Origin of the sequence: Massilia sp. CF038 (assembly GCF_900129765.1) — a bacterium.
Taxonomy (GTDB): domain Bacteria; phylum Pseudomonadota; class Gammaproteobacteria; order Burkholderiales; family Burkholderiaceae_D; genus Telluria_A.
Genome location: NZ_FQWU01000001.1, coordinates 1,749,803 through 1,770,393, shown reverse-complemented (window position 1 = coordinate 1,770,393; position 20,591 = coordinate 1,749,803). Strand labels below are relative to the sequence as shown.

Genomic DNA, 20,591 nt, shown 5'->3' with positions numbered 1-20,591 from the left:
GTCAGCAGGCGGAAGACAGCGCAGGGCCGGATTATATCAATAAATTGACACGGAGAAACTAAACTTTCATAATGATATTAGGTTGAAATGTTGCATATTGTGAAAGAATCAATTATTCTTCAATGCAGTTCCTTTTTCAAGTTCCTTTACAGCGAGATCCCATGAAACGTGTCACTCCCCTGCTTACTGCCCTGCTGGCATCCGTGCTGGTCTCCACCGCCGCCCTGGCTGCCACCGTGCGCAACGCCGACGTCATCAAGCTGCTGGAAGCGGGCATGCCCGAAGAAGTTGTACTGCAAGCCATCGCCAATGGCACACCGAAGTTCGATACCTCGACCGACGCCCTGATCGCCCTCAAGGCCAAGGGTGCTACCCCGGCCATTCTGAGTGCGATGCTGCGTCCGGCAGGCGCCACTGCCGCCCCGGCAGCCAGCGCTGGCAAGCAAAGCGCGCCAAGTCAGCAGCGCAAAGCCAGCAACAGCGGCTACAACCCCGAGGAAGTGACCCTGATTGTCAACGGCCAGCCGCAGATCATGTCGTACATCATCCCGCAAACCCGCACTGCCGCCCGTGCCCTCGGCTTTGGCGGCATGGCCAGTTATGCCAGCCTGAGCGGCAAGGCTGCGCAGCGCCGCCTGGCCTCGAACACCCCGGAATTCATCGTCTCGGTGCCAAAGAACGCCCAGGCCGACAATTACCTCACCCTGGCCAATTTCGCCGTGCGCAATAACGACACGCGTGAAGTGATGACTGGCGGCGGCTACATGAGTTATTCGAGCGGCATCAACAAGAGCCGGGTCGTGAAGGTCACCACCACCGCCCTGCCCGACCAGTCAGGCGCGCGCGAAGGCTTCATCCTGTACAAGATCACACCGGAAGCGCCGCTCAAGGCCGGCGAATACGCGCTGGTGCTGTACACGGGCGAAATGCGCACTGCCGGCTTCTTCGCCCAGGCTGCCAACAGCTACTTCGACTTCGGCGTCGACTGATCGAACAAGCAGCGCGGCAGCAGCGCCGGCACCTGTGCCAGCGCGCTGCTGCTGCAGACGGCAATGGCCAGCGCGGCCGTGTCCAGTGCAACGACATGCTGCGCAGGGGACGGGCCCAGCTTGATGCGCGCTTCCTGTGCGCACCACATGGCGTAAAAGTCGCGCAGCCGGCTCGCTTCGGGGCGGGCCGCCAGCCACGCGCATGCTTGCGCATCGAAGGCCTGCGCCGCCAGAGCGCCAATGTCGCGCGCTGGATCAAGCACTTCAATATCGAGTCCCAGTTTGCATTCCAGGCTGGCCGTGCAGGCCACCCAGGGGCCGCTGTGCGCAATGCTCAAGCCAATGGCGGCAGCGTCGGGATGGTCCAGCTGCGGGGCCGCGCCCGGGCGCTCCTGCAAGACCACGCGCTCGGGCGCCAGGTTCAGCATCTGCCCCAGCATCTGGCGCAGCAGCACCCGTCCGATCAGGAACTGGCGGCGCCGCGCCTGGCGCACAAAGGCACGGTAGCGCGCCTGCTCGCCAGCACTGAGCCAGTGGGTGAAGCCGGCCAGCCGGGCGTCATCGAGCGGCGCCCCGTCAACCAGCCATACCTGGGGCGCTAGCGCCATTGTTTGAAGATCAGCGAGGTATTGATGCCACCAAAGGCGAAGTTATTCGACATGACGTAGTCGCACGCGATGTGGCGCCCTTCGCCGCGAATGTAATCGAGCTGGCCGCAGCGCGCATCCGGCTCGTTCAAATTGAGCGTTGGTGCAAACCAGCCTTCGCGCATCATCTCGATGCTGATCCACGCTTCCAGCGCGCCACAGGCGCCCAGCGTGTGCCCCATATAGCTTTTCAGTGAACTGATCGGCATGGCCGGGCCAAACAGCTGCGCCGTGGCGTTGGTCTCGGCAATGTCGCCCTGTTCGGTGGCAGTGCCGTGCGCGTTGATGTAGCCAATGTCCGACGGCGCCAGGCCGGCGTCGTCCAGGGCCAGTTGCATGGCGCCCTGCATGGTCGCCGCGTTTGGCTGGGTCACGTGACAGCCGTCGCTGTTGGTGCCAAAGCCCACCAGTTCGGCGTGAATGGTGGCGCCGCGTGCCAGCGCATGCTCCAGCTCCTCCAAAATCAGGGCGCCGGCGCCCTCGCCGATCACCAGGCCGTCGCGACTGCCGTCAAAGGGGCGCGGGCTGGTGTGCGGCGCATCGTTCATGACGCTGGTGGCAAACAGGGTGTCAAACACCGCCGCTTCGGTCGCGCACAGCTCCTCGGCGCCGCCGGCGATCATGGCCAGCTGGCGCCCGCTCTTGATGGCTTCATAGGCGTAGCCGATACCCTGGCTGCCCGAGGTGCAGGCCGACGAGGTGGTGATCACGCGTCCGGTCAGGCCGAAGAACACACCGATATTGACCGGCGCCGTGTGCGCCATCATCTTGATGTAGGTGGTGGCATTGATGCCGCGCGTGGTGCGTTCCTGCAGCATGTGGCCAAAGTCGGCCATGGCGCTGGTGGTGCCGGCCGACGAGCCATAGGAAATGCCCATCTTGCCGCTCTTGACCAGCGGATGGTCCAGCAGGCCGGCATGCTGCAGCGCCATTTCGCTGGCGCGGGTCGCCATCAGGGCCACCCGGCCCATGCTGCGGATGGCCTTGCGGTTGAAGCGCTCACCCAGTTCGAACGGCGCGGCCGGCGCCGCCAGGTTGGTGTTCAGGCCTTCGTAGTCGGCCCACGCCGGCATGTTGACGATGGCGTTGCGGTATTCGCCCAGGCGCGTGCGGATGCTGGCCCAGTCGTTGCCGATCGGGCTGATGCCGGCCATGCCGGTGACGACGACGCGGCGGCTCATACCATGCCTCCGTTGACGGAAATGACCTGGCGCGTGACGTAGCCCGCGTCGGCACTGATCAGGAAACTGACCGCGTGCGCCACTTCGGACGGTTTGCCCACGCGCCGCGCCGGCACCATCTGCAGCGCTTCTTCCAGCGGCACATCGGCGATCATGTCGGTCTCGATCAAGCCCGGGGCCACGCAATTGACAGTGATGGCGCGCTTGGCCAGTTCCAGGGCCAGGGCCTTGGTGGCGCCGATGATGCCAGCCTTGGCAGCGCTGTAATTGACCTGCCCGCGGTTGCCCACCAGGCCAGACACCGACGCCATGGTCACGATGCGCCCGGGCTTGCGGCGCTGGACCATTGGCATGATGAGCGGATTGAGCACGTTGTAGAAGCCATCGAGATTGGTTTTCAGTACCAGGTCCCAGTCGTCGCCGCTCATGGCGGGGAAGGCGTTGTCGCGCGCCACGCCAGCATTGCACACCACGCCGTAATAGCAGCCATGCTGCTCGACGTCGGCAAGCAGGATGGCGGCCGCGCTCTCGCGTGCGCCAATGTCGAACTGCAGCACGCGGGCCTGGCGGCCCATGGCCACAATTTCGCGCGCGACCGCATCGGCCTCGTCGCGTTTGCTGTGGCAGTGGACCACAATATCGTAGCCGTCACGCGCCAGGCGCAGGGCGATGGCTTTGCCGATGCCGCGCGACGATCCGGTGACCAGGATGGTTTCGCTGTTAGTACTCATGAAAAACTCCGCTGCAAAAATTCGTTGACATTATCGGGCTCGAACACCGTGATGGTGGCGTTGGCCAGCAGCGCGCCGCTGGCGCCATCGGTGATCTTGCATTCGAACGCGGCCAGACCGTTATCACCCTGCATCGCATGCTGCACATGGACGCGCAGCACCGTGCCCAGGGCGAACAGCGGCACCCCGGCCTGGTAGCGGCGCGCGCCCAGCAAAAAGCCGACCTTGACGGTGTCGCCGCGCAGCCTGGCCTTGTGGCCCGCATGCGCGGCGATCGCCTGCGCCATGTACTCCATGCCGACCCAGGCACCAACGCCGGCGCCGTCAAAAAACACGGTGTCCGGACCAATGGTCAGTTCGGCCGTCAAGGCATCGTCGCTGGCCTCGATGACGCGCTCAAGCAAGACCATGTCGCCGCTGTGCGGCACCAGCTCTTCGATGGGCGGCCAGTTCATCGGCCTCTCCCCAGCACCAGCGCCGCGTTCGAGCCGCCGAAGGCAAATGAATTCGACAATGCCCAGGCCAGCGGGCGGCCCAGGCGGCTGCCCGTGGCGGCCACGTTCAGTGCCGGCAGTGCGCTGTCCTGTGCGCCATCCCACAGGTGGGGCGGCAGCATGCCCTCGGCATTATCGTCCTGCATGGCGATCCAGCAGAAGGCCGCTTCCAGCGCGGCGGCGGCGCCCAGCGCGTGGCCGGTGAACGGTTTGGTGGAGCTGACCGCCACGGCGCTGCCGAACAAATCGGCCACCACGCGCGACTCCATGGCGTCGTTCTGCAAGGTGGCGGTGCCGTGCAAGTTGATGTAATCGACCTGGCCCGCTGTAATGCCGGCCCGTGCCAGCGCCGCGTTGATGGCGATGCGCGCGCCGCTGCCGGCCGGGTCTGGCGCCGACATATGGTGACCGTCCGACGCTTCGCCCCAGCCGCACAGGGCCACGGCGGACGCTTCGCGCGTCATCAGGAACAGCGCGGCGCCTTCGCCGATATTGATGCCGTTGCGGTTGGCGCTGAGCGGATTGCAGCGTGCAGCACTGACCGATTCCAGGGCCGAAAAACCAGCCACGGTAAATGCGCACAGGCTATCCGCCCCGCCCGTGACAACCGCATCGCACAAGCCCATATTGATCATGCGCGCCGCGCTGGCCAGGGCCTTGGCGCCCGACGCGCAGGCGCTTGAATGCACATAGGCCGGGCCGGTGACGCCCAGTTCGCGCGCCAGCATCAGGGCCGGTGCCCCCATTTCCTGCTGCGCGTAGTGGAAGCTCTCGGGCATGCCAGCGCCCTTCACGTGTTCTGCCATGGCCGCCTCGGTCTCGGACACGCCCGAGGTACTGGTGCCGATCACGATTCCGACCCGGTGCGCGCCGTAGCGGCCAATGGCGGCGTCGACGCTGGTTCGGATCTGGGCCAGCGCGGCCAGGGCCAGCTGGTTGTTGCGGCTGCGGTCGGCCAGCACACGTTGCGACACGTCCGGCAGTGCGCTCAGCACGCGCCCCAGCGGCAGCTCGCGGCCGGGCGACCACTGGCTGGTGGGCGCAATGCCGCTCTGGCCAGCAAACAGGCGCTCGCGCACCTGGGCCACGGAGTCGCCCAGCGCGCACACGATACCGCAGTCATTGAGAAACAGCTTCATGATCCTGACTCTATTGCGCTGACTGGATGGTCAGCTTGTATTTGTAACGCAGATTGTCCATGGTGATGGTGCCGCTCCAGCGCGGCTGCGCACTGTAAGCAATGGTGGCCACCAGCTCATTGTTGAGGTACAGGCGGCGCTGCAGGCCCGCTTCTTCGATGCGCCAGCCCTCCGGCAGGCTGGCCGCGATCGCGCTCACTGGCCACAGGGTCAGCTGCATGTCTTCCAGCACATCGTCGGCGCGCACCTGCTTGGGCAACATCAGGTGGCGCCAGGACGTGAGTGCCTTGCCGTCGTAATTGATCGACAGGACGCGCTGGCCAAATGCCAGGCCGACCATCTCGATGTGCTGCGCATCGATTTCGAGCGCGGCATCGAGTTCGTCGATACGGCCATTGCGTTCCACCGTCAGATGCTGCTGCAGGCTGATCGCTTCACCCAGGCCCGCCGGCGCCAGTTTCAGGCCCAGACGCGCCAGCGGCTCCGGTTTGGTGCTGGCGCAGCCAGACAAGGCCAGCGCCAGGGCCAGCCCCATCCCTGCCACAAGATTACGCTTCATTCTCATTCCTTGCAAAAATCGGTACCACGAGCCAGGCCAGCAAGGCGCCCACCAGCATGGTCAGGCCAAAGGCGCGCAGCGCCGGGGTCTGGGACAGTCCCAGCAAACCAAATGACAGCACTGTGCTCACGGCCGACAGACCGACGGCCAGCCATGGGGTTTCGCGGTTGGCCGCGTCTTCCTGCATGAAGATGCCGTAGTCAATCCCCACGCCCAGCAGCAGCATCAGGGCCAGAATATGGAACATCTGCAGTTGCTGCCCTGCGAAACCCAGAATGGCCAGGGTGGCGATGCTGGCCACCGCGGTCGGCGCCACCACGCGCCAGGCATTGCCACGGTAGCGTGGCAGCAGCACCACGAAGACCAGCAGGTAGGCACCCAGCACCACCCAGCCCATGTACTGGCGATAGCGGCCCAGCACCGAGGAAATCTCGGCCACCTTGTCGACCCACTGCACGCCCTGCATGCCGACGGCGGCCTGTTTCAGCTGCGGCAGCGAGGCCAGACTCAGGCCCCGCACGGCCACGATGCTGGCATGCACCCCGCCCTGCTGGCCCAGCCACAGGTGGCGCCAGGGTTCGCTCGGCGGCGTGGTCAGGAACTGGTCGACGGTGAGCGCTTCGCTGTTCGATTCCAGGTGCTTGCGGGTGGCCGTGACCCACTCGGCGTCTTCGCCAATTTCGCGCGCCAGCGCCGACAGCGGGCCGCCATCGCGCAGCAGCGTATCCTGCACCAGTGCGCGCCGCGAAGCCTGCACCTGCATTGACGGGACCCAGTTGGACATGGCCTGGTAACCGCTGATGCGGCCTTCCTTGATCAGCGGGTCCAGATGCTGTTTGAGCGCCTCTTCGCGCTGCAGCACCATTTCGGGCGAACTGCCGCGCACCAGATAATACTGAACCGGCGTGGGCGCATCCAGCAGCTTGCCCAGCTTGATTTGGTCAGCCACCAACTGCTTCGGTGGCGTCTGCAGCGAACGGATGTCATCATTGACGCCCAGGCGCGACCAGCCCAGCGCTGCGAACACGGCAAACACGGCCAGCGCCGCCATCGATGTTCGGTTCATGCGCAGCCGCGGCCAGCCGGCCAGCGTGGCGCTGTAGTGGCGCGCCAGTGCGCCGTTCTTGAGCGTGCCCGGTCCGATCAGCGACGGGAACCAGCACACCACGGTCAGCCAGGCAAACACCAGGCCCAGTGCCGAAAAGGCCGCCATGTGGCGCAGACCAGGGAACGGCGTGAGCGCCAGCCCCATATAGCCGATCACCGCTGCCAGCAGGGTCAGACCCAGACCGGGCAGCAGACGGCGCATCAGCTGGGCCGAGCTCAGGGACGGATCGGCCGCGAGCCGGTTGCACAGGAAGTACAAGCCGTAATCCTGGGCCACGCCAATCAGGCTGGCGCCAAACACCAGCGTCAGCAGATGGATCTGGCCGAACATGAGCCAGCACAGCGACAGCGCCCCCAGAAAGCCGGTGCCAATCGACAGCAGGATCAGGAAAATCGGGCGCAGCGAACGGAACGAGAACCAGGTCAGCATGATGATCCCGATCAGGGAGCCGACGCCGATGGTGTGCACTTCCGTGCTGGCCTGCTTGCCTGCGGCAGCGGCGTGCAGGATCACGCCAGCCTGGATCACGTCCACCTGCGGCGCGGCTGCCTTGGCGGCGGCAGCGGCCTGCGCCAGCAGCGGGATGATGCGCGCCTGCGCCGACAGCGAAAACGCCGACGGTTTGATCGTCATTGGCATCAGCACGTACTGGGCCTTGGCGTCGCCCACAAACAGCAAGCCGTCGCGCGGGCGCACCGGGGTTTCCTGAGCACGCTCCTGGACCCAGCCGGCAAACAGACCGAAAGGATCGTCGCGGAAGCTGCCCAGTTTGGGGCCCGAAAATGCGCTGTACAGGCCAGCCAGGGCGGTATCGGTCCAGAACTGCGGCGGCTCCATCTGCAGCTGCACTTCCTGCTTGGCCGTCAGCAGTGCCATGCGGTGCGCCTGGAATGGCGCCAGCCAGTCGGCCTGGGCCTGGTCAGTCACGCTGACCGCTTCAAACAGATCCGGATGCTTGGCCAGCACGGCGCTGTAGGCGCTGGCGGCTTTTTTCGCGTCTTCCCATTCGGGCGCGCCAGCAAGCACAATGACGCGCTGCTGGGCCGCGTCCACCATCTGGGTGAAGGAGCGCTGCAGGATCGGGTCCTGCTCCTGCACCGGCAGCAGGGCCAGGATGTCGGTGCCGGGCACGATGCGCTGGCCCAGCCACAGGTAGGCGTTATGTCCCAGCAGTGCGCACACCACCAGCGCCCAGGCCAGGGCAAGCCAAGTCTGACGCTTCAAAATAAGCTCGCCTCTTCGGCCATGATCGCGCTGTCGCCGGTCTTGATGTCGGAGAACACGATGTCAGTCTTGTCGCCGCTCGCTTCGTCAATATGGATGTTCTTGACGTAAGCGCCGCCATCGAGGGAAATCACGCCGATGGCCTTGGCCAGCGCCGGCTGGCGTGCCTTGAGCGCCACGCGCCAGCTGTTGGCCGCGGCGCTGCCGTCCACTTCGAACAACGATTCGAGTCCGGACAGTTCGCCCGACAGCAGCGAGAACAGCACGCTGTTAATCATGCGTACCGTCGGCTCCTGCTTGGCGTCCAGGCGCATGGCCACGCGCTCGCCCTGGAAGTGGACGATCTCGTCGCGCGTCAGGCGCAGCGTGTTGGGAAACGGCTTGAGGGTACGCCACAGCACGCCCTTGCCAGCCACCACGCAAAAGCGCCCTTGCGAGGCCAGCGGCTTTTTCATGCCGGCCAGCTGCTTGCTCTGGTCAAAGCGGCCGCACATGGTGCTGGGCTTGGCCAGCATGGCCTGGATGGCGGGAATCGGGGCGGTGGCGCTGGCGCCTGCACACAGCAGCGCCAGGCAGGCGCTCAATACAAGGTGTCTCATGAGGGGGTCACTCCCAGCTTCTCGAATAAAATGGCAGGCGAGACAAAACACATCTCGCCGGTGGCAATGTCGACCGCCACCTGGCTGGTGCTGGCGCGCGTGAGGCGCTTGCCGCTGGCCGCGTCGCTGATCAGGTAGTCAATCTTCAAGCGGTGCTCGTACTCGACGATCTCGGCGCGCAGCTTGATGCGCTGGCCGAACACGGCCGAACCGATGTAGCGCAGATTCATGTCAATCACCGGCCAGGCGTAACCGGAGTCTTTCATCTGGTTGTAGTTGTACGCGATCTGGTCCAGCAGCGCGCAGCGCGCCACTTCCAGATACTTGACGTAATTGCCGTGCCAGACGATCTGCATCGGATCGAGATCATAGAACTGGATCTCGATCTCGGTTTCGGCAAACCATCGGCTCGGCGGCGCGCCCCTACGCATACAGGCTCCAGCGCCGGGCACGGATGTGCGCGATCAAGACCCGCAATTCCGGCTCCAGGCGGCGGTCTTCCACCACCGGCGCCACGTCCTCGCCCAGCGCCTCCATCATCTGCAGCAGCGCCGCTGGCGCTTCCAGTGCCGGATTGCTGCGCAGGCGCAGCCAGACACCCTGGCGTACGCTCACCAGCAAGGCAGCAGCCACTTGCTCGGTCAGTTCCAGCACGCGCAGGCAGTCGCGCGCGGCGATGGTGCCCATGCTGACCTTGTCCTGGTTGTGGCATTCGGTGGAACGCGAAAATACCGAGGCTGGCATGGTGTTCTTGAGCGCCTCGGCGGTCCAGGCGGAAGAGCTGATCTGCAGGGCCTTCAGGCCATGGTTGATGGCCGCGCGGGTGCCTTCGGCGCCCGACAGATTGGCCGGCAAGCCGTGGTTGTAACGGCTGTCCACCAGCAGCGCCATCTGACGGTCCATCAGGTCGGCCAGGTTGGCCACCGTGTTCTTCATCCCGTCCATGGCAAACGCAATATGGCCGCCGTAGAAGTGCCCGCCGTGCAGTACGCGTTCGCCTTCGGCGTCGATGATCGGATTGTCGTTGGCGCTATTGAGCTCATTTTCAATCGAGCTGCGGAAGAACGGCAGCGCATCGGCCAGTACCCCAATCACGTGCGGGGCGCAGCGGATTGAATAGCGGTCCTGCAGGCGCTTGCCATTGCGGTCGAGCTGGCGGCCCACGTGCAAGTCCTCGCGCAGCCAGGCGGCCACGCCCTGCATGCCCTCGTGCGGCTTGACCGAGAACAGGGTTTCATCGAAATGGTGGGCATTGCCGTCCAGCGCGAACGAGGCCATGGCGGTAATGCGGGTGCACAGGCGCGTCAGGTACTCGGCCCGCTCGAAAGCCAGGCAAGCCAGCGCCGTCATGACGGCGGTGCCGTTCATGATCGCCAGCCCTTCTTTCGGGCGCAGGCGCAGCGGCGTGATGCCAGCATCGCGCAGTGCATCGGCGGCCGGCACCTGCACGCCGTCACGCCAGACTTCACGCTCGCCACACAGCACGGCAGCCAGGTACGACAACGGTGTCAGGTCACCGCTGGCGCCAACCGAGCCTTCGCTGGGAATCAATGGCAGCAGGCCGGCGTCAAGCAGGCGCGCGATCTGTTCCAGCAGCTCCACGCTGACCCCGGAGAAGCCCTTGGCCAGCGACTGCAGACGGGTGGCCATCACGGCGCGCGTCTGCGCTTCGGTCAGGTATTCGCCCAGGCCGCAGCCGTGATAGGTGTACAGATGGTGCGGCAGTTCACCCACCAGTTCGGGCGGCACCGCCACCGTGCACGAGTCGCCGTAGCCGGTGGTCACGCCATAGATGGTGCCATCCTCGCGCAGCAGGCGGTCGAGGAAATCGGCACCCTTGGCAATGGCGGCGCGAAAGGCCGGATCGCTCGAGAGCACGCCGCGCGCGCGGCCGGCTGCGATATCGGCGATATCTTCGATGGTCAGACGGTTGCGGTCGAATTCGACCGTGCGTTGGGGTTGGTTCAGGTCAGCTTGTTGCATCTTCATGTCCAGACTGGATATGCCAAAAATCGTAAAAATTAAACCATTCGAGGGGCGAGCGGGCAGCGTAATGCTGCAAACGCGCCGCGTAGGCCGTGGCCAGCTGCGTGAGCGCCGCTTCGCGACCGGCGCGTGGCAGCCGCACGGTCTCGCTCAACTGCTCGAAATGCACTTCGTAGCCTTGCTGGCCACGCAGCGGGAACATCAGGTAAATCGGGCACTGCAGCACCGACGCCAGCACATACGGCCCTACCGGGAACGGTGCGGGCGTGCCCAGAAACGGCGCCATGACCACGCGCGGCTGGGCCGCCACCGGAATCCGGTCGCCGGCAATGACCACGATCTCGCCGGCGGCCACGCGCTCGGACAGCAGCATCGCCGTGGCCGGCGTCATGTCGGTCACCTGCAGCAAATTCATCTGGCTGCGCGGATCGATCGCAGCGAGCATGTCATTAAACGCTTTTGCGTGGCGCGTGTGTACCAGCACGGTCAGCTTCAAGCCGGGCTGCTGGTGCGACAAGACCCGGCACAAATCGACATTGCCCAGGTGGGAGCACAGCAGCAGCGCACCGCGCCGCTCGGCCAGCAAGCGGTCCATCAGATCGGCGCCATGAAACTGGACCCGGCTGGTGTCGATCAAGCCGCCCCACAGCAGCATCTTGTCGAGGATGTTCTCAGCAAAGGCGGCAAAGTGGCGGATCACGCCCCACCAGCCGCCCGGCACACTGGCCAGCGGCCGCATGCGCGCCAGGTAGGTGCTGGACGCGCGCCGCGCCACCGGCTTGGTGGCCACATACCAGGTCAGCACCGGATACAGCACCACCCGGAACGGCCAGCGGCCAAATACCCGGCACACCCAGAACAGCAGGCGCATGCCAGCCACGAAGCTCGATTCGTTGATCGCCGCCCAGTGGCTGCTGCCTGCCGCTTTCATCGGGTCCGCCATTTGCGCGCCAGCAGCAGCGGCAGACGCACCAGCATGCCGAGGAACAGGGTGGCATGCATGCGCGAGATCAGCACGTTATCGAGCACGCCGCGAAAATGCGACACGCCATCGGTGGGGTAGCGCACCCGGGTTGGCTGGTTGATGACCTGCACGCCGTCCCAGTGCAGGCGCACCAGGATGTCGGTATCGAAGTTCATGCGCAGGCCAAGCTGGCGCCGATTGATCAGCGCCATCGCTGGCGCCACCGGATACACCCGAAAGCCGCACATGGAATCCTGAATCGCAAACGACAAGGTATTGATCCAGACCCAGACATGGGTCAGGTAGCGCGCGTACAGGCGCACCTTCGGCACCGACTCGTCGTAGATCGGGCTGCCCACGATCAGCGCATCCGGATGGCGCTGCGCCAGAGCGAGGAACAGGGGAATATCGGCCACGTTGTGCTGACCGTCAGCGTCGATTTGCAGGACATGGCTAAAGCCATCCTGCGCCGCGCGGCGAAAGCCACTGATGACCGCCCCACCCTTGCCCTGATTGTGCGCATGGCGCACCAGCGTCACTGCGCCCGGCGCCGTCTGTGCCAGTGTATCGAGCACGCGGGCGCAGCCGGCCGAACTGCCATCGTCCACCAGAATGCAATGCAAATTCTGCGCGAGCACCGCCCGAACCACATCGCCAATGGCGTGTTCGTGGTCGTAGACGGGGATCAGGACGCAGGTTTTCATGCTGGCGTCCCGGCCTTTGCAAAGCGCAGCAGCGAGTGGCAATAGCCAATGTCGTCGCGCGTGGTCAGCAGGGTCAGACCGGCAGCTTCGGCCAGGCGGACATAGTCGCCGCTTTCGTAGATCTTGCTGTTCCCGCTCGCCATGGCCGTGAAGTAGGGCGAGGTATTGATCAGGCAGTAGGAGGCGATGTCGTAGCGCTGGCGGTCCCAGAAGGTATCCATGACCAGCAGCTGGCCGTTGGGTGCCAGCGCCGCTGCTGCGCGTTTGAGAATGCTGCCGATGGCCGGCTCCGAGAAGCAGCTGAGGAACTGGCTCATCCAGATCAAGTCCATCCCGCCCGGCAGCGCCAGGGAATGGTCGAGCAGATCGGTCGCATGCAGGTGAGCCCGCTCACGCACGCCAGCCGCCTTGAGCGACTCTTCGGCCACGGCCAGCTGGCGCGGCAAGTCCACCAGGTGCAGTTCCACCGCCGCATTGTAGGCCAGCGCGGCGCAGCTGAATTTGCCGGTGTTAGCGCCTACGTCCATCAGCTTGCGCGGGGCGGTGGCGAAGACGTCCGGCAAAATTTCGGGGAACGAGGTATCCGAGTAAAAATGGTCGAACGCGAACCAGCTGGTCTTGGCCGGTTCGGCCAGTTGCGACAAGCCCTGGTACAAGGTGGGCCATTCGCCCAGCGCCTTCAGGCCAATCGGCGTCTCGGTGTCGAGCGACTCGTCGAGCTTGAACAAGCCTTCGTAGCAAACGTCGTGGTTGAAGTCCAGATTGATCTGGGTGATGCTGTCGGTCAGTACGCAGAAGCCAGCCTTGTCGAGCGCATAGCAGCCCTTTTCCAGGTACACCACGCCAGCCGACAGGCAGGTCTCGAGCACCACCTTGAGCGCATACTCGGTCCAGCGGCCGGTGGCCGCCATTTGCGCGACCGACAAACCAGCGCTGCCGGCATCGGCCAGCGTTTGCAGCATGCCGCGCTTCCATGCATAGCGCACGCACTGGAACACCACCGGGCCAAAGGCGATCTTCTGGGCTTCGAAACGGGCTGCGAAGGCCGACTGGCGCTCCGGTGAGAATTTCTTGTCGAGCATGGTGCGCTTTACCTTAGTTACCGAACAAAATGCGTCCGCCGGCGTGGGGCCCGGCGTCCGAGAAATAGCGAAACTGGAGCGTATCCTTGGCCGGATCGTGCGTCAGTTCCAGAAAAACGGGGACTTCCGGCAGAATCACCTGCTGGAACTTGAGTGCGTTGATGCCGCGAAAAACCGGCGCCAGCGTAAAGTATTGGCGCGCCTGGCCGATCGCCCAGTCCACCTGCACCACGCCGGGCAGGATGGGCGCATCTGGGAAATGCCCTTCCAGATAGTACAAATTGGCCGGCACCGTCAGTGACAGCAGCACGTGCGTGCCATCGCGTTCAAGCAGCGTAACGCGCGGCGTGCGGGGCGCGGCATCGGCGCTGTCGCCCAGCAAGGCAAGCAGCAATGCCTGGGTGGTCTTGCCCTGCGCATTGATGGGCAACTGGTCAAGGTAGCGCCAGCGACGCGGCAAGGCCACCGCTTCCACCACGCCGCTCAGGCAGGCGCGCAGGCGCGCGTTGAGGGCGCTCTTGCCTTGCGCGGCAAGCAAGGCGCTGCCTTCAGGCGTGGGCACGACAAACGCGGCCAGCGCCTGGCGCTCGCCTGCCACCTGGTGGCACAGCGCCACCCTCGCCTCTTGCGCCAGACCGCTGGCCACCAGTGCCGCCTCCATGGCGTCCAGCGAGATCCGTTTTTCTTCGATTTTCAATAGCCGGTCGCTGCGCCCCAGCAGCAGGAAGCGGTTGGCGCCGGCCGCCTCGACCCGGTCGGCCAGGCGCATCCAGCCATCGTGCTCCAGGTGCGCTGAACGCACTTCCAGCAGGGCCACGCCGTCAGCGCTGCGCCATTCGACCCCGGGCATGGCTTCCCAGGCGCCGTTCGATGCGCTCTGGCGGCGGCGGCAGGCGATGCCGCCGGTTTCACTGCTGCCGTAAATTTCGGTGGGGGTGCAGCCAAGCATGCGCGCGGCAGCGGTGGCTGCCTCCGGCGCCAGCGGACCGCCCGAGGAGAACACGGCGCGCAGCATCGTTTGCGCGCCGCGCCAGTCGAGGTGCTCGGGCAAACGCTTCAAGTGGGCCGGGCTGGCCACCAGCACGCAGGGGCGCTGGGCCAGCGTGGCCGCCAGCTGTTCCGGGTAATTCAGGCTGTGCGCGTGGATTGCGCGCCCGGCCGCCAGCGGCCACAGCACCTTGAACAGCAAGCCATAGATGTGCTGGTGCGAGACGGTGGCGACGATGTCGGCCGGGCCGATGGCCGCACCGAACAGCTGCTCCAGCGTTGCCACTTCGGCCGTCATTTGCGACAGGCGCTTGGGGATCGCTTGCGGGGCGCCGGTGCTGCCCGACGTATGCACGACCAGCGCGGCCATATCGGGCGCCAGCGCCAGCCAGGGCAGCGTGCAGGCGTCGCTGGCCGCCGGCTGCATTGCCTGCCACTGGGCGGGGAAGCTGCCAAAAAACGCGTCGACCTGGCCGGCCAGCGCACTGCAGCTGGCGTCGACCGTGTCGGCCGTGAGCCAGACGGTCTTGCCAGCTTGCCAGGCGCCCAGCAAGGCGGCTGCAAATGCAAGGCTGTCATCGAGGTAGAGCGCGATCTGCGTGCCGGGGGTGCGCAAGGCCAGCGCGCGCCAGGCCTGCACCTGCGTCAGAAACGCGCCGTGGGCGACACTGCGCCCGTCACGCCAGCCGGTCACGGCCTGCGCGGGGCGGGCCGCCAGCACCGAGAACCAGTCAGACATGGCCGGCACGCTTGACTTTGAGGCGCACCAGATACTCGCCCGCGAACAGCACGCCCATCAGCAAGTAGGCGATCACCCCGTTGTACAGCGACCATTGCGCTTCGGTGGCCCAGAATGCGGTGGCCAGCGCCACGCTGCCGTTGAAAACAAAGAAAACGCACCAGACCTTGGTCACGGTGCGTGTATAGGCCACGCCGGCCGGCGGCAAGTCCGGTTCACTCAGGCGCGCCATGCGTTCGACCATCGATTGGGGCGTCAGCAAGCTCCAGCCAAAGGCGGCCAGAAACGCCAGATTCACCAGCACTGGATACAGTTTAAGCGGCAGAAGCGCATTCGACCAGACCGCGCCGGCCACCAGCAGCAGCGCACCGGCCCCGCTCCAGCGCGCGGCGGCGCTGACCTTCATGGCGGGCAGACGAGCAGCGGCGGCCAGCAATAACAGCATTGCCAGCCAGCGCGGCTCGATCCGGCCCTGGCCCAGCCAGATTGCCAACGGATAGAGCAGCGTCAATATGACCGCAACAGCGGTCAAGACACGCGTATTTATAGCGCCTGCTCCTCGACCACCAGGCCCTCGAGGGCGCTGACAACGTCGGCGATGGTGCGGATGGTCTTGAACACTTCCGGCTGCAGGCGTTTGCCGGTCAGCTGTTTGAGCTTGACTGCCAGATCGACCGCGTCGATGCTGTCGATGTCCAGGTCCGCGTACAGATTGGACTCGGCCGTCAGGTCCGATTTATCGAGCTCGAACATCTCGGCGAGCAGGTCCACGATCCATGCCTGCAGCTGATCGCGGCTCATGGTGCTGATATCTACCGTCGTTGCCATATCGTTCTCCTTACTTCTTGCGGTGCGTCTGCACCAGGGCTGCCAGCGCGTTGACAGACGCGAAATGGCGGCGGGTATCTTCCGAATCGGCCGACAGCGAAATGCCGTAGCGCTTTTGCAGGGCCACGCCCAGTTCCAGCGCGTCGATCGAATCCAGGCCCAGTCCTTCGACGAACAGCGGCGCGGCGCTGTCGATATCGTCCGGGCCGATGTCTTCCAGCTGCAGTACGTCGATGATCAGTTGTTTCACTTCTAATTCAAGCATGGACCTGGTTCTCTTCTGTAAAAAATCGTTGCAAATGATCCGTCAGGTGACGAACCGCCATTACTTCAGTGACGTCGCCATCCACAAAGGAAGCGACCTCGATATCGTCCCTGACCTCGATCCGGAACTGCACATGGCGCTTGGGCACACGCCACCACTTCTCGCCCTTGCCCAGGGTCGGTGGCTGGCAGTCGATCAGCACCGGCGTGACCGCGCGCGCGCCGCGCACCGCGATGTTGGCGGCGCCGCGCTTGAGCGTGATCGAGCCGCAGGCCGGGGTGCGCGTCCCTTCCGGGAAGATGATCAGATTGTTCCCGGCCCGTAGCGTGGCAATGCAATCATCGATCAGCGCTGCCCCGCTCTCGTTATTCACGTAGCCGGCCGCACGTACCGGCCCGCTGGTAAAGGGGTTGTTCCACAAGTGGCTTTTCACCACGCAGTCAGCGCGCTTGACGAAGGCCATCAAAAAAATCGTGTCAATCAGGGTCGGATGGTTTGCCAGAATCAGCAAGCCGCCGCGGTCCAGCTTTTCCAGTCCAACGATCTGGTAGCGCAGTACGCCCAGACCGCGCATCAACCCCACGAAGCAGCGAAAGGTCAGGCGGATGATTTCGCGCGACCAGGCAATGCGCCGGGCCGCATCGCGCACCAGCAAATTCAGGCACGGGAACACCAGCACCCGCAACAGCAAGCCGCCGACCCCGAAGGCCGCGAAACTGAGGCCTGTGGCCAGCACCCGCCAGTAGCGGCCCAGCAGCTCACGCATCGCGCGACCAGCGCCAGCGCTGCGCGCCGGTGACATGCTCGAACAGGCGTGCCCCGCTGCGCTGAAACAGCAGCACATCCAGGCCAGGGGGACGCACACCTGGAGCCGCCGCGGCCTGGGCCGGCAGCGCCGCTTCCAGCGACAGCGTGATCACGTCCTGCGCCGGCGCCGTCATCAGCCAGGCCCACGCATACGGTTGTTCATCACAATCTTCAAACTGCGCCAGCAGGTCCGGCAGGGGCGCATCGTAGGCCACCAGCAGCACCATCGGGGCACCGTCGGCCAGCAGGCCGCATGCTTCGACCACGCCGTGCTCGATCGTGGCCTGGCCGGCAGCGAGCGCAATATGGTTGGCGCGGTCGACCCGGGCAATCGAAAATAGTCCGGCACTGGCGTTGTGCACAGCCAGACCGAAGGTGGTGGGTGACAGGGCCTCACCGCGCGCCAGTTCGCCGAGCAATTCGACGGCCCGGGTCACTTCCCCGTGGCGCGAACAGAAGACGGTGGGCACGTCGGTACGCCCGCCCAGGCACTCGTAAGCCACTTCCAATGCCATCTTGCCAAGGAAACCTGCGCGCCGGCGCAGCATGGCCGGCATCGCGCGCACGCTCGGCTCCGGCCCCTCGCCGATCCGGGTCGGCTCTGCACTCCAGCGGTCCCATTCCTGCGGCGTGGTGATGCCGGGGGCCCAGGCTGAATGGGCGGCAATGGAAAACTTCAGCCCGATTGGAAACATTGGCGCTATTTTCTTGGTAGAACTAGAGATTGCCCATTATAAACTGCATGGTGCCACGCCTAGTAGAGTCTGACTTCGATACAACAAGTATTGTGTTACCCCGCAACAAGGGTAGGAATTGTCCCACAATGCTTGCACGAAAAGCAATCAGAAGCGGCAAATACAACGGTCGAAAATCGACAAACCGCGGCAAACACGACGTTTGCCGGGAAAAGGGAAACGAATGCTCCCTGGAAAGTTATTGAGCTGTCATGCCATCGTCTGCGGTGATAATGGCACCATTGATAAAATGGCTTTCTTCCGCAGCAAGTAATAAAAGCAAACCGTCCAGATCTTCCGGCTTGCCCGGACGCTTGCGGGGCAGCATGTCGATCAGTTTTTGGCCTTGCTCGGTGCCGAAATAGTCTTCATTGATTTCGGTCAGGATGTAACCGGGGCAGATGGCGTTGACATTGATATTGTATTTACCCCATTCCACTGCCATCGCCTTGGTCATCTGCACCACGCCCGCCTTGCTCATGCAATACACGCCGATCTGCGGCAGCACGCGCAAGCCGGCCACCGACGCAATATTAATGATGCGGTGCTGTTTTTTGGGGTCGCCCTTGGCGCGCGCGATCATGCGCTTGGCGGTTTGCTGGGCCACGAAAAAGGCACCGCGCAAATTGGTGTCCATGACGTAGGCATAATCCTCGGGCGTCACATCGACCAGGCGCTGGGTGGTGGACACACCCGAGTTATTGACCAGGATATCGATCGGACCGGCCTCGGTTTCGGCATGGGCAATGGCCGACTTGATGCTGGCCAGGTCGGTCACGTCGAGCGTGACGACGTGGGCGGCGCCTCCTTCCGCCTCGATTTCCGCGCGCAGTTCCTTGAGGTGGTTAGTGCGGCGCGAGGCCAGCACCACCTGCGCCCCCGCGCCCGCCAGCGCCTTGGCAAAACGGGCACCCAGGCCGCTCGATGCGCCCGTGATCAAGGCGATTTTTCCTTCGAAATTGACTTCAATGCCCACGTTCGGCTCCTGTGCGCTGGGTTGGTGAATGCATAATCATGTCACAAAATGCCCCAATTAGATGGTGCAGTCTAATAATGCCCGTAAAATGGCGCCAACGTTGCAATCCTCGGCAAAAAGCCGCACACTCGTGCTTAAATTTTTCACCCCATGATGAGACCATGACAGAGCCTATCAATTTACTCGAACAATACGGCCCACGCGAAGCAATGGAATACGACGTCGTCGTCGTCGGCGGCGGTCCCGCAGGCCTGTCGGCCGCGATCCGTCTGAAACAGCTGGCCGCCGAAAAAGGCCAGGAAGTATCGGTCTGCGTGCTGGAAAAAGGCGGCGAAATCGGCGCCCACATTCTGTCCGGCGCGGTCATGGACCCACGTGCCCTGAACGAACTGATCCCGAACTGGAAAGAACTGGGCGCACCACTCAACACCCCGGTGACCGAAGACCGGATTCTGTTCCTGACCGAAAAGAAGGCCTACCAAACCCCGGGTTTCATGGTGCCTGCCTGCTTTGAAAACCACGGCAATTACGTCATCTCGCTGGGCAATGTGACGCGCTGGCTGGGTCAGCAAGCCGAAGCCCTGGGCGTGGAAATTTTCCCTGGCTTCCCTGCCGCGGAAATCCTGTACAACGAGAACGGATCGGTCAAGGGCGTTGCCACCGGCAATATGGGCGTCAAGCGTGATGGCGAACCTGGTCCGGAATTCCAGCTTGGCATGGAACTGCACGCCAAGTACACCCTGTTTGCCGAAGGCTCGCGCGGCCACCTGGGCAAGCAGCTGATGGCCAAATACGACCTGAACAAGGGCAAGGACCCGCAGTCGTACAGCATCGGCATCAAGGAACTGTGGGAAATCGATCCGGCCAAGCACAAGCCGGGCCTGGTGATCCACACCACCGGCTGGCCCCTGAAAAACGATACCTATGGCGGCTCGTTCCTGTACCACCTGGAGAACAACCAGGTCGTGGTCGGCTACGTGATTGGCCTGTCGTACGAAAATCCTTACCTGTCGCCGTACGAAGAATTCCAGCGCTATAAAACGCATCCGGCCATCAGCACCTTCTTCGAGGGCGCCAAGCGCATCTCGTACGGTGCGCGCGCCATTACCGCAGGCGGTCTGCAAGCCTTGCCGAAGCTGGTGTTCCCGGGCGGCGCGCTGATTGGCTGCGACGCCGGCTTCCTGAACATGAGCCGCATCAAGGGTTCGCACGCCGCCATCAAGACCGGCATGCTGGCAGCCGAAGCCGCCTTTGGCGCACTGGGCGAGCAGCGCCAGCACGACGAACTGAGCGCCTTCCCGGCCGCCTTCGAGGCGTCCTGGCTGCACGAAGAACTGCACGTGGCGCGCAACGTCAAGCCGTGGCTGTCGAAAGGTCTGGTGCTCGGTTCCATCATGACCGGCATTGATCAGATGGTCTTGCGCGGCAAAGCACCATGGACGCTGCACCGCAATTATGGCGACCACGAGTGCCTCAAGCCGGCCGCCAATTACGCGCCAATCGCCTATCCAAAACCGGATGGCAAGCTGACCTTCGACCGTCTGTCGTCGGTGTTCATCTCGAACACCAACCATGCGGAAGACCAGCCGATTCACCTCACGCTCAAGAACAACAGCGTGCCGGTGGCAGTCAACCTGGCCAAGTATGCGGGTCCGGAAGCGCGTTACTGCCCTGCCGGCGTGTATGAGTTCATCAAAACGGACGGTGGCGAAGACAAGCTGCAGATCAATGCGCAGAACTGCGTGCATTGCAAGACCTGCGATATCAAGGATCCGACCCAGAATATCGTGTGGGTCACGCCAGAAGGCGGCGGCGGACCGAATTATCCGGGGATGTAAGCCTCAGCGT

At 64.1% G+C, this 20,591-nt stretch carries 22 protein-coding genes; 2 read left to right on the top strand and 20 right to left on the bottom strand.

The features are described 5' to 3' along the window. The first annotated feature begins 161 nt into the window (after positions 1-161). On the top strand, positions 162-989 hold the full coding sequence (locus tag BUC24_RS08040; RefSeq protein WP_073213527.1) for a hypothetical protein: 828 nt from the start codon (positions 162-164) through the stop codon (positions 987-989). On the opposite strand, the gene BUC24_RS08035 is transcribed toward BUC24_RS08040, so the two are convergent. From BUC24_RS08035 to BUC24_RS07940, 20 genes are all read right to left on the bottom strand, one after another. After that, positions 965-1,597 (bottom strand): 4'-phosphopantetheinyl transferase family protein, encoded by a 633-nt coding sequence (locus BUC24_RS08035; protein WP_073213526.1) that lies wholly within the window; start codon positions 1,595-1,597, stop codon positions 965-967. The two genes, BUC24_RS08040 and BUC24_RS08035, sit on opposite strands and share 25 nt — an antisense overlap. Further along, positions 1,588-2,817, bottom strand: coding sequence for a beta-ketoacyl-ACP synthase (locus tag BUC24_RS08030; RefSeq protein ID WP_073213525.1), 1,230 nt, complete (start codon positions 2,815-2,817; stop codon positions 1,588-1,590). The genes BUC24_RS08035 and BUC24_RS08030 overlap by 10 nt, the downstream gene beginning before the upstream one ends. Continuing rightward, complete coding sequence (gene fabG / locus BUC24_RS08025) at positions 2,814-3,548, bottom strand: 3-oxoacyl-ACP reductase FabG (protein ID WP_073213524.1); 735 nt, start codon at positions 3,546-3,548, stop codon at positions 2,814-2,816. Before fabG ends, BUC24_RS08030 begins: the two co-directional genes overlap by 4 nt. Continuing rightward, entirely contained in the window at positions 3,545-4,003 is a 459-nt protein-coding gene (locus BUC24_RS08020; RefSeq protein WP_073213523.1) for a hotdog family protein, read from the bottom strand. The genes fabG and BUC24_RS08020 overlap by 4 nt, the downstream gene beginning before the upstream one ends. Then, the gene (locus BUC24_RS08015; RefSeq protein ID WP_073213522.1) at positions 4,000-5,181 is read right to left on the bottom strand and encodes a beta-ketoacyl-ACP synthase; all 1,182 of its coding nucleotides are present in this window, start codon (positions 5,179-5,181) and stop codon (positions 4,000-4,002) included. Before BUC24_RS08015 ends, BUC24_RS08020 begins: the two co-directional genes overlap by 4 nt. A gap of 10 nt (positions 5,182-5,191) precedes the next feature. Continuing rightward, complete coding sequence (locus BUC24_RS08010; RefSeq protein WP_083598771.1) at positions 5,192-5,740, bottom strand: DUF3261 domain-containing protein; 549 nt, start codon at positions 5,738-5,740, stop codon at positions 5,192-5,194. Continuing rightward, on the bottom strand, positions 5,730-8,072 hold the full coding sequence (locus BUC24_RS08005; protein ID WP_073213520.1) for an MMPL family transporter: 2,343 nt from the start codon (positions 8,070-8,072) through the stop codon (positions 5,730-5,732). Before BUC24_RS08005 ends, BUC24_RS08010 begins: the two co-directional genes overlap by 11 nt. Beyond that, on the bottom strand, positions 8,069-8,671 hold the full coding sequence (locus tag BUC24_RS08000; RefSeq protein WP_073213519.1) for an outer membrane lipoprotein carrier protein LolA: 603 nt from the start codon (positions 8,669-8,671) through the stop codon (positions 8,069-8,071). Before BUC24_RS08000 ends, BUC24_RS08005 begins: the two co-directional genes overlap by 4 nt. Next, the gene (locus BUC24_RS07995) at positions 8,668-9,102 is read right to left on the bottom strand and encodes an acyl-CoA thioesterase (RefSeq protein WP_073213518.1); all 435 of its coding nucleotides are present in this window, start codon (positions 9,100-9,102) and stop codon (positions 8,668-8,670) included. Before BUC24_RS07995 ends, BUC24_RS08000 begins: the two co-directional genes overlap by 4 nt. Then, positions 9,095-10,654, bottom strand: coding sequence for an HAL/PAL/TAL family ammonia-lyase (hutH, locus tag BUC24_RS07990; RefSeq protein WP_073213517.1), 1,560 nt, complete (start codon positions 10,652-10,654; stop codon positions 9,095-9,097). The genes BUC24_RS07995 and hutH overlap by 8 nt, the downstream gene beginning before the upstream one ends. Next, complete coding sequence (locus BUC24_RS07985) at positions 10,641-11,600, bottom strand: lysophospholipid acyltransferase family protein (protein WP_073213516.1); 960 nt, start codon at positions 11,598-11,600, stop codon at positions 10,641-10,643. The genes hutH and BUC24_RS07985 overlap by 14 nt, the downstream gene beginning before the upstream one ends. Beyond that, entirely contained in the window at positions 11,585-12,325 is a 741-nt protein-coding gene (locus tag BUC24_RS07980) for a glycosyltransferase family 2 protein (RefSeq protein WP_073213515.1), read from the bottom strand. The genes BUC24_RS07985 and BUC24_RS07980 overlap by 16 nt, the downstream gene beginning before the upstream one ends. Continuing rightward, positions 12,322-13,407, bottom strand: coding sequence for a class I SAM-dependent methyltransferase (locus tag BUC24_RS07975; RefSeq protein ID WP_073213514.1), 1,086 nt, complete (start codon positions 13,405-13,407; stop codon positions 12,322-12,324). The genes BUC24_RS07980 and BUC24_RS07975 overlap by 4 nt, the downstream gene beginning before the upstream one ends. Positions 13,408-13,420: 13 nt before the next feature. Continuing rightward, complete coding sequence (locus BUC24_RS07970; protein ID WP_073214978.1) at positions 13,421-15,133, bottom strand: ApeI family dehydratase; 1,713 nt, start codon at positions 15,131-15,133, stop codon at positions 13,421-13,423. Then, on the bottom strand, positions 15,126-15,644 hold the full coding sequence (locus BUC24_RS07965; RefSeq protein ID WP_373887967.1) for a COG4648 family protein: 519 nt from the start codon (positions 15,642-15,644) through the stop codon (positions 15,126-15,128). The genes BUC24_RS07970 and BUC24_RS07965 overlap by 8 nt, the downstream gene beginning before the upstream one ends. Before the next feature lie 32 nt (positions 15,645-15,676). Further along, on the bottom strand, positions 15,677-15,961 hold the full coding sequence (locus BUC24_RS07960; RefSeq protein WP_229448084.1) for an acyl carrier protein: 285 nt from the start codon (positions 15,959-15,961) through the stop codon (positions 15,677-15,679). Between the two features lie 10 nt (positions 15,962-15,971). Continuing rightward, positions 15,972-16,226 carry a phosphopantetheine-binding protein gene (locus tag BUC24_RS07955; RefSeq protein WP_073213512.1) on the bottom strand — a complete coding sequence of 85 codons (255 nt, stop codon included), beginning with the start codon at positions 16,224-16,226 and terminating at the stop codon, positions 15,972-15,974. Next, complete coding sequence (locus tag BUC24_RS07950) at positions 16,219-16,992, bottom strand: lysophospholipid acyltransferase family protein (RefSeq protein WP_073213511.1); 774 nt, start codon at positions 16,990-16,992, stop codon at positions 16,219-16,221. Before BUC24_RS07950 ends, BUC24_RS07955 begins: the two co-directional genes overlap by 8 nt. Next, entirely contained in the window at positions 16,985-17,728 is a 744-nt protein-coding gene (locus BUC24_RS07945; RefSeq protein WP_073213510.1) for a beta-ketoacyl synthase chain length factor, read from the bottom strand. The genes BUC24_RS07950 and BUC24_RS07945 overlap by 8 nt, the downstream gene beginning before the upstream one ends. Before the next feature lie 238 nt (positions 17,729-17,966). Further along, complete coding sequence (locus tag BUC24_RS07940) at positions 17,967-18,743, bottom strand: SDR family oxidoreductase (RefSeq protein ID WP_073213509.1); 777 nt, start codon at positions 18,741-18,743, stop codon at positions 17,967-17,969. A gap of 161 nt (positions 18,744-18,904) precedes the next feature. Here BUC24_RS07940 and BUC24_RS07935 point away from each other — a divergent pair, with 161 nt between their 5' ends. Next, complete coding sequence (locus BUC24_RS07935) at positions 18,905-20,581, top strand: electron transfer flavoprotein-ubiquinone oxidoreductase (RefSeq protein WP_178372498.1); 1,677 nt, start codon at positions 18,905-18,907, stop codon at positions 20,579-20,581. The last annotated feature ends 10 nt before the right edge of the window (positions 20,582-20,591 follow it).

Excerpts from the sequence above, each read along its gene's own strand:
- hutH (WP_073213517.1), bottom strand. The coding sequence starts at position 10,654 with ATGCAACAAGCTGACCTGAACCAACCCCAACGCACGGTCGAATTCGAC.
- BUC24_RS08020 (WP_073213523.1), bottom strand. The coding sequence starts at position 4,003 with ATGAACTGGCCGCCCATCGAAGAGCTGGTGCCGCACAGCGGCGACATG.
- BUC24_RS08015 (WP_073213522.1), bottom strand. The coding sequence starts at position 5,181 with ATGAAGCTGTTTCTCAATGACTGCGGTATCGTGTGCGCGCTGGGCGAC.
- BUC24_RS07955 (WP_073213512.1), bottom strand. The coding sequence starts at position 16,226 with ATGCTTGAATTAGAAGTGAAACAACTGATCATCGACGTACTGCAGCTG.
- BUC24_RS08030 (WP_073213525.1), bottom strand. The coding sequence starts at position 2,817 with ATGAGCCGCCGCGTCGTCGTCACCGGCATGGCCGGCATCAGCCCGATC.
- BUC24_RS07980 (WP_073213515.1), bottom strand. The coding sequence starts at position 12,325 with ATGAAAACCTGCGTCCTGATCCCCGTCTACGACCACGAACACGCCATT.
- BUC24_RS07975 (WP_073213514.1), bottom strand. The coding sequence starts at position 13,407 with ATGCTCGACAAGAAATTCTCACCGGAGCGCCAGTCGGCCTTCGCAGCC.
- BUC24_RS07935 (WP_178372498.1), top strand. The coding sequence starts at position 18,905 with ATGACAGAGCCTATCAATTTACTCGAACAATACGGCCCACGCGAAGCA.
- BUC24_RS07995 (WP_073213518.1), bottom strand. The coding sequence starts at position 9,102 with ATGCGTAGGGGCGCGCCGCCGAGCCGATGGTTTGCCGAAACCGAGATC.
- BUC24_RS08010 (WP_083598771.1), bottom strand. The coding sequence starts at position 5,740 with ATGAAGCGTAATCTTGTGGCAGGGATGGGGCTGGCCCTGGCGCTGGCC.
- BUC24_RS07945 (WP_073213510.1), bottom strand. The coding sequence starts at position 17,728 with ATGTTTCCAATCGGGCTGAAGTTTTCCATTGCCGCCCATTCAGCCTGG.
- BUC24_RS08000 (WP_073213519.1), bottom strand. The coding sequence starts at position 8,671 with ATGAGACACCTTGTATTGAGCGCCTGCCTGGCGCTGCTGTGTGCAGGC.
- fabG (WP_073213524.1), bottom strand. The coding sequence starts at position 3,548 with ATGAGTACTAACAGCGAAACCATCCTGGTCACCGGATCGTCGCGCGGC.
- BUC24_RS08035 (WP_073213526.1), bottom strand. The coding sequence starts at position 1,597 with ATGGCGCTAGCGCCCCAGGTATGGCTGGTTGACGGGGCGCCGCTCGAT.
- BUC24_RS08040 (WP_073213527.1), top strand. The coding sequence starts at position 162 with ATGAAACGTGTCACTCCCCTGCTTACTGCCCTGCTGGCATCCGTGCTG.
- BUC24_RS07950 (WP_073213511.1), bottom strand. The coding sequence starts at position 16,992 with ATGCGTGAGCTGCTGGGCCGCTACTGGCGGGTGCTGGCCACAGGCCTC.
- BUC24_RS07970 (WP_073214978.1), bottom strand. The coding sequence starts at position 15,133 with ATGTCTGACTGGTTCTCGGTGCTGGCGGCCCGCCCCGCGCAGGCCGTG.
- BUC24_RS07985 (WP_073213516.1), bottom strand. The coding sequence starts at position 11,600 with ATGGCGGACCCGATGAAAGCGGCAGGCAGCAGCCACTGGGCGGCGATC.
- BUC24_RS07960 (WP_229448084.1), bottom strand. The coding sequence starts at position 15,961 with ATGGCAACGACGGTAGATATCAGCACCATGAGCCGCGATCAGCTGCAG.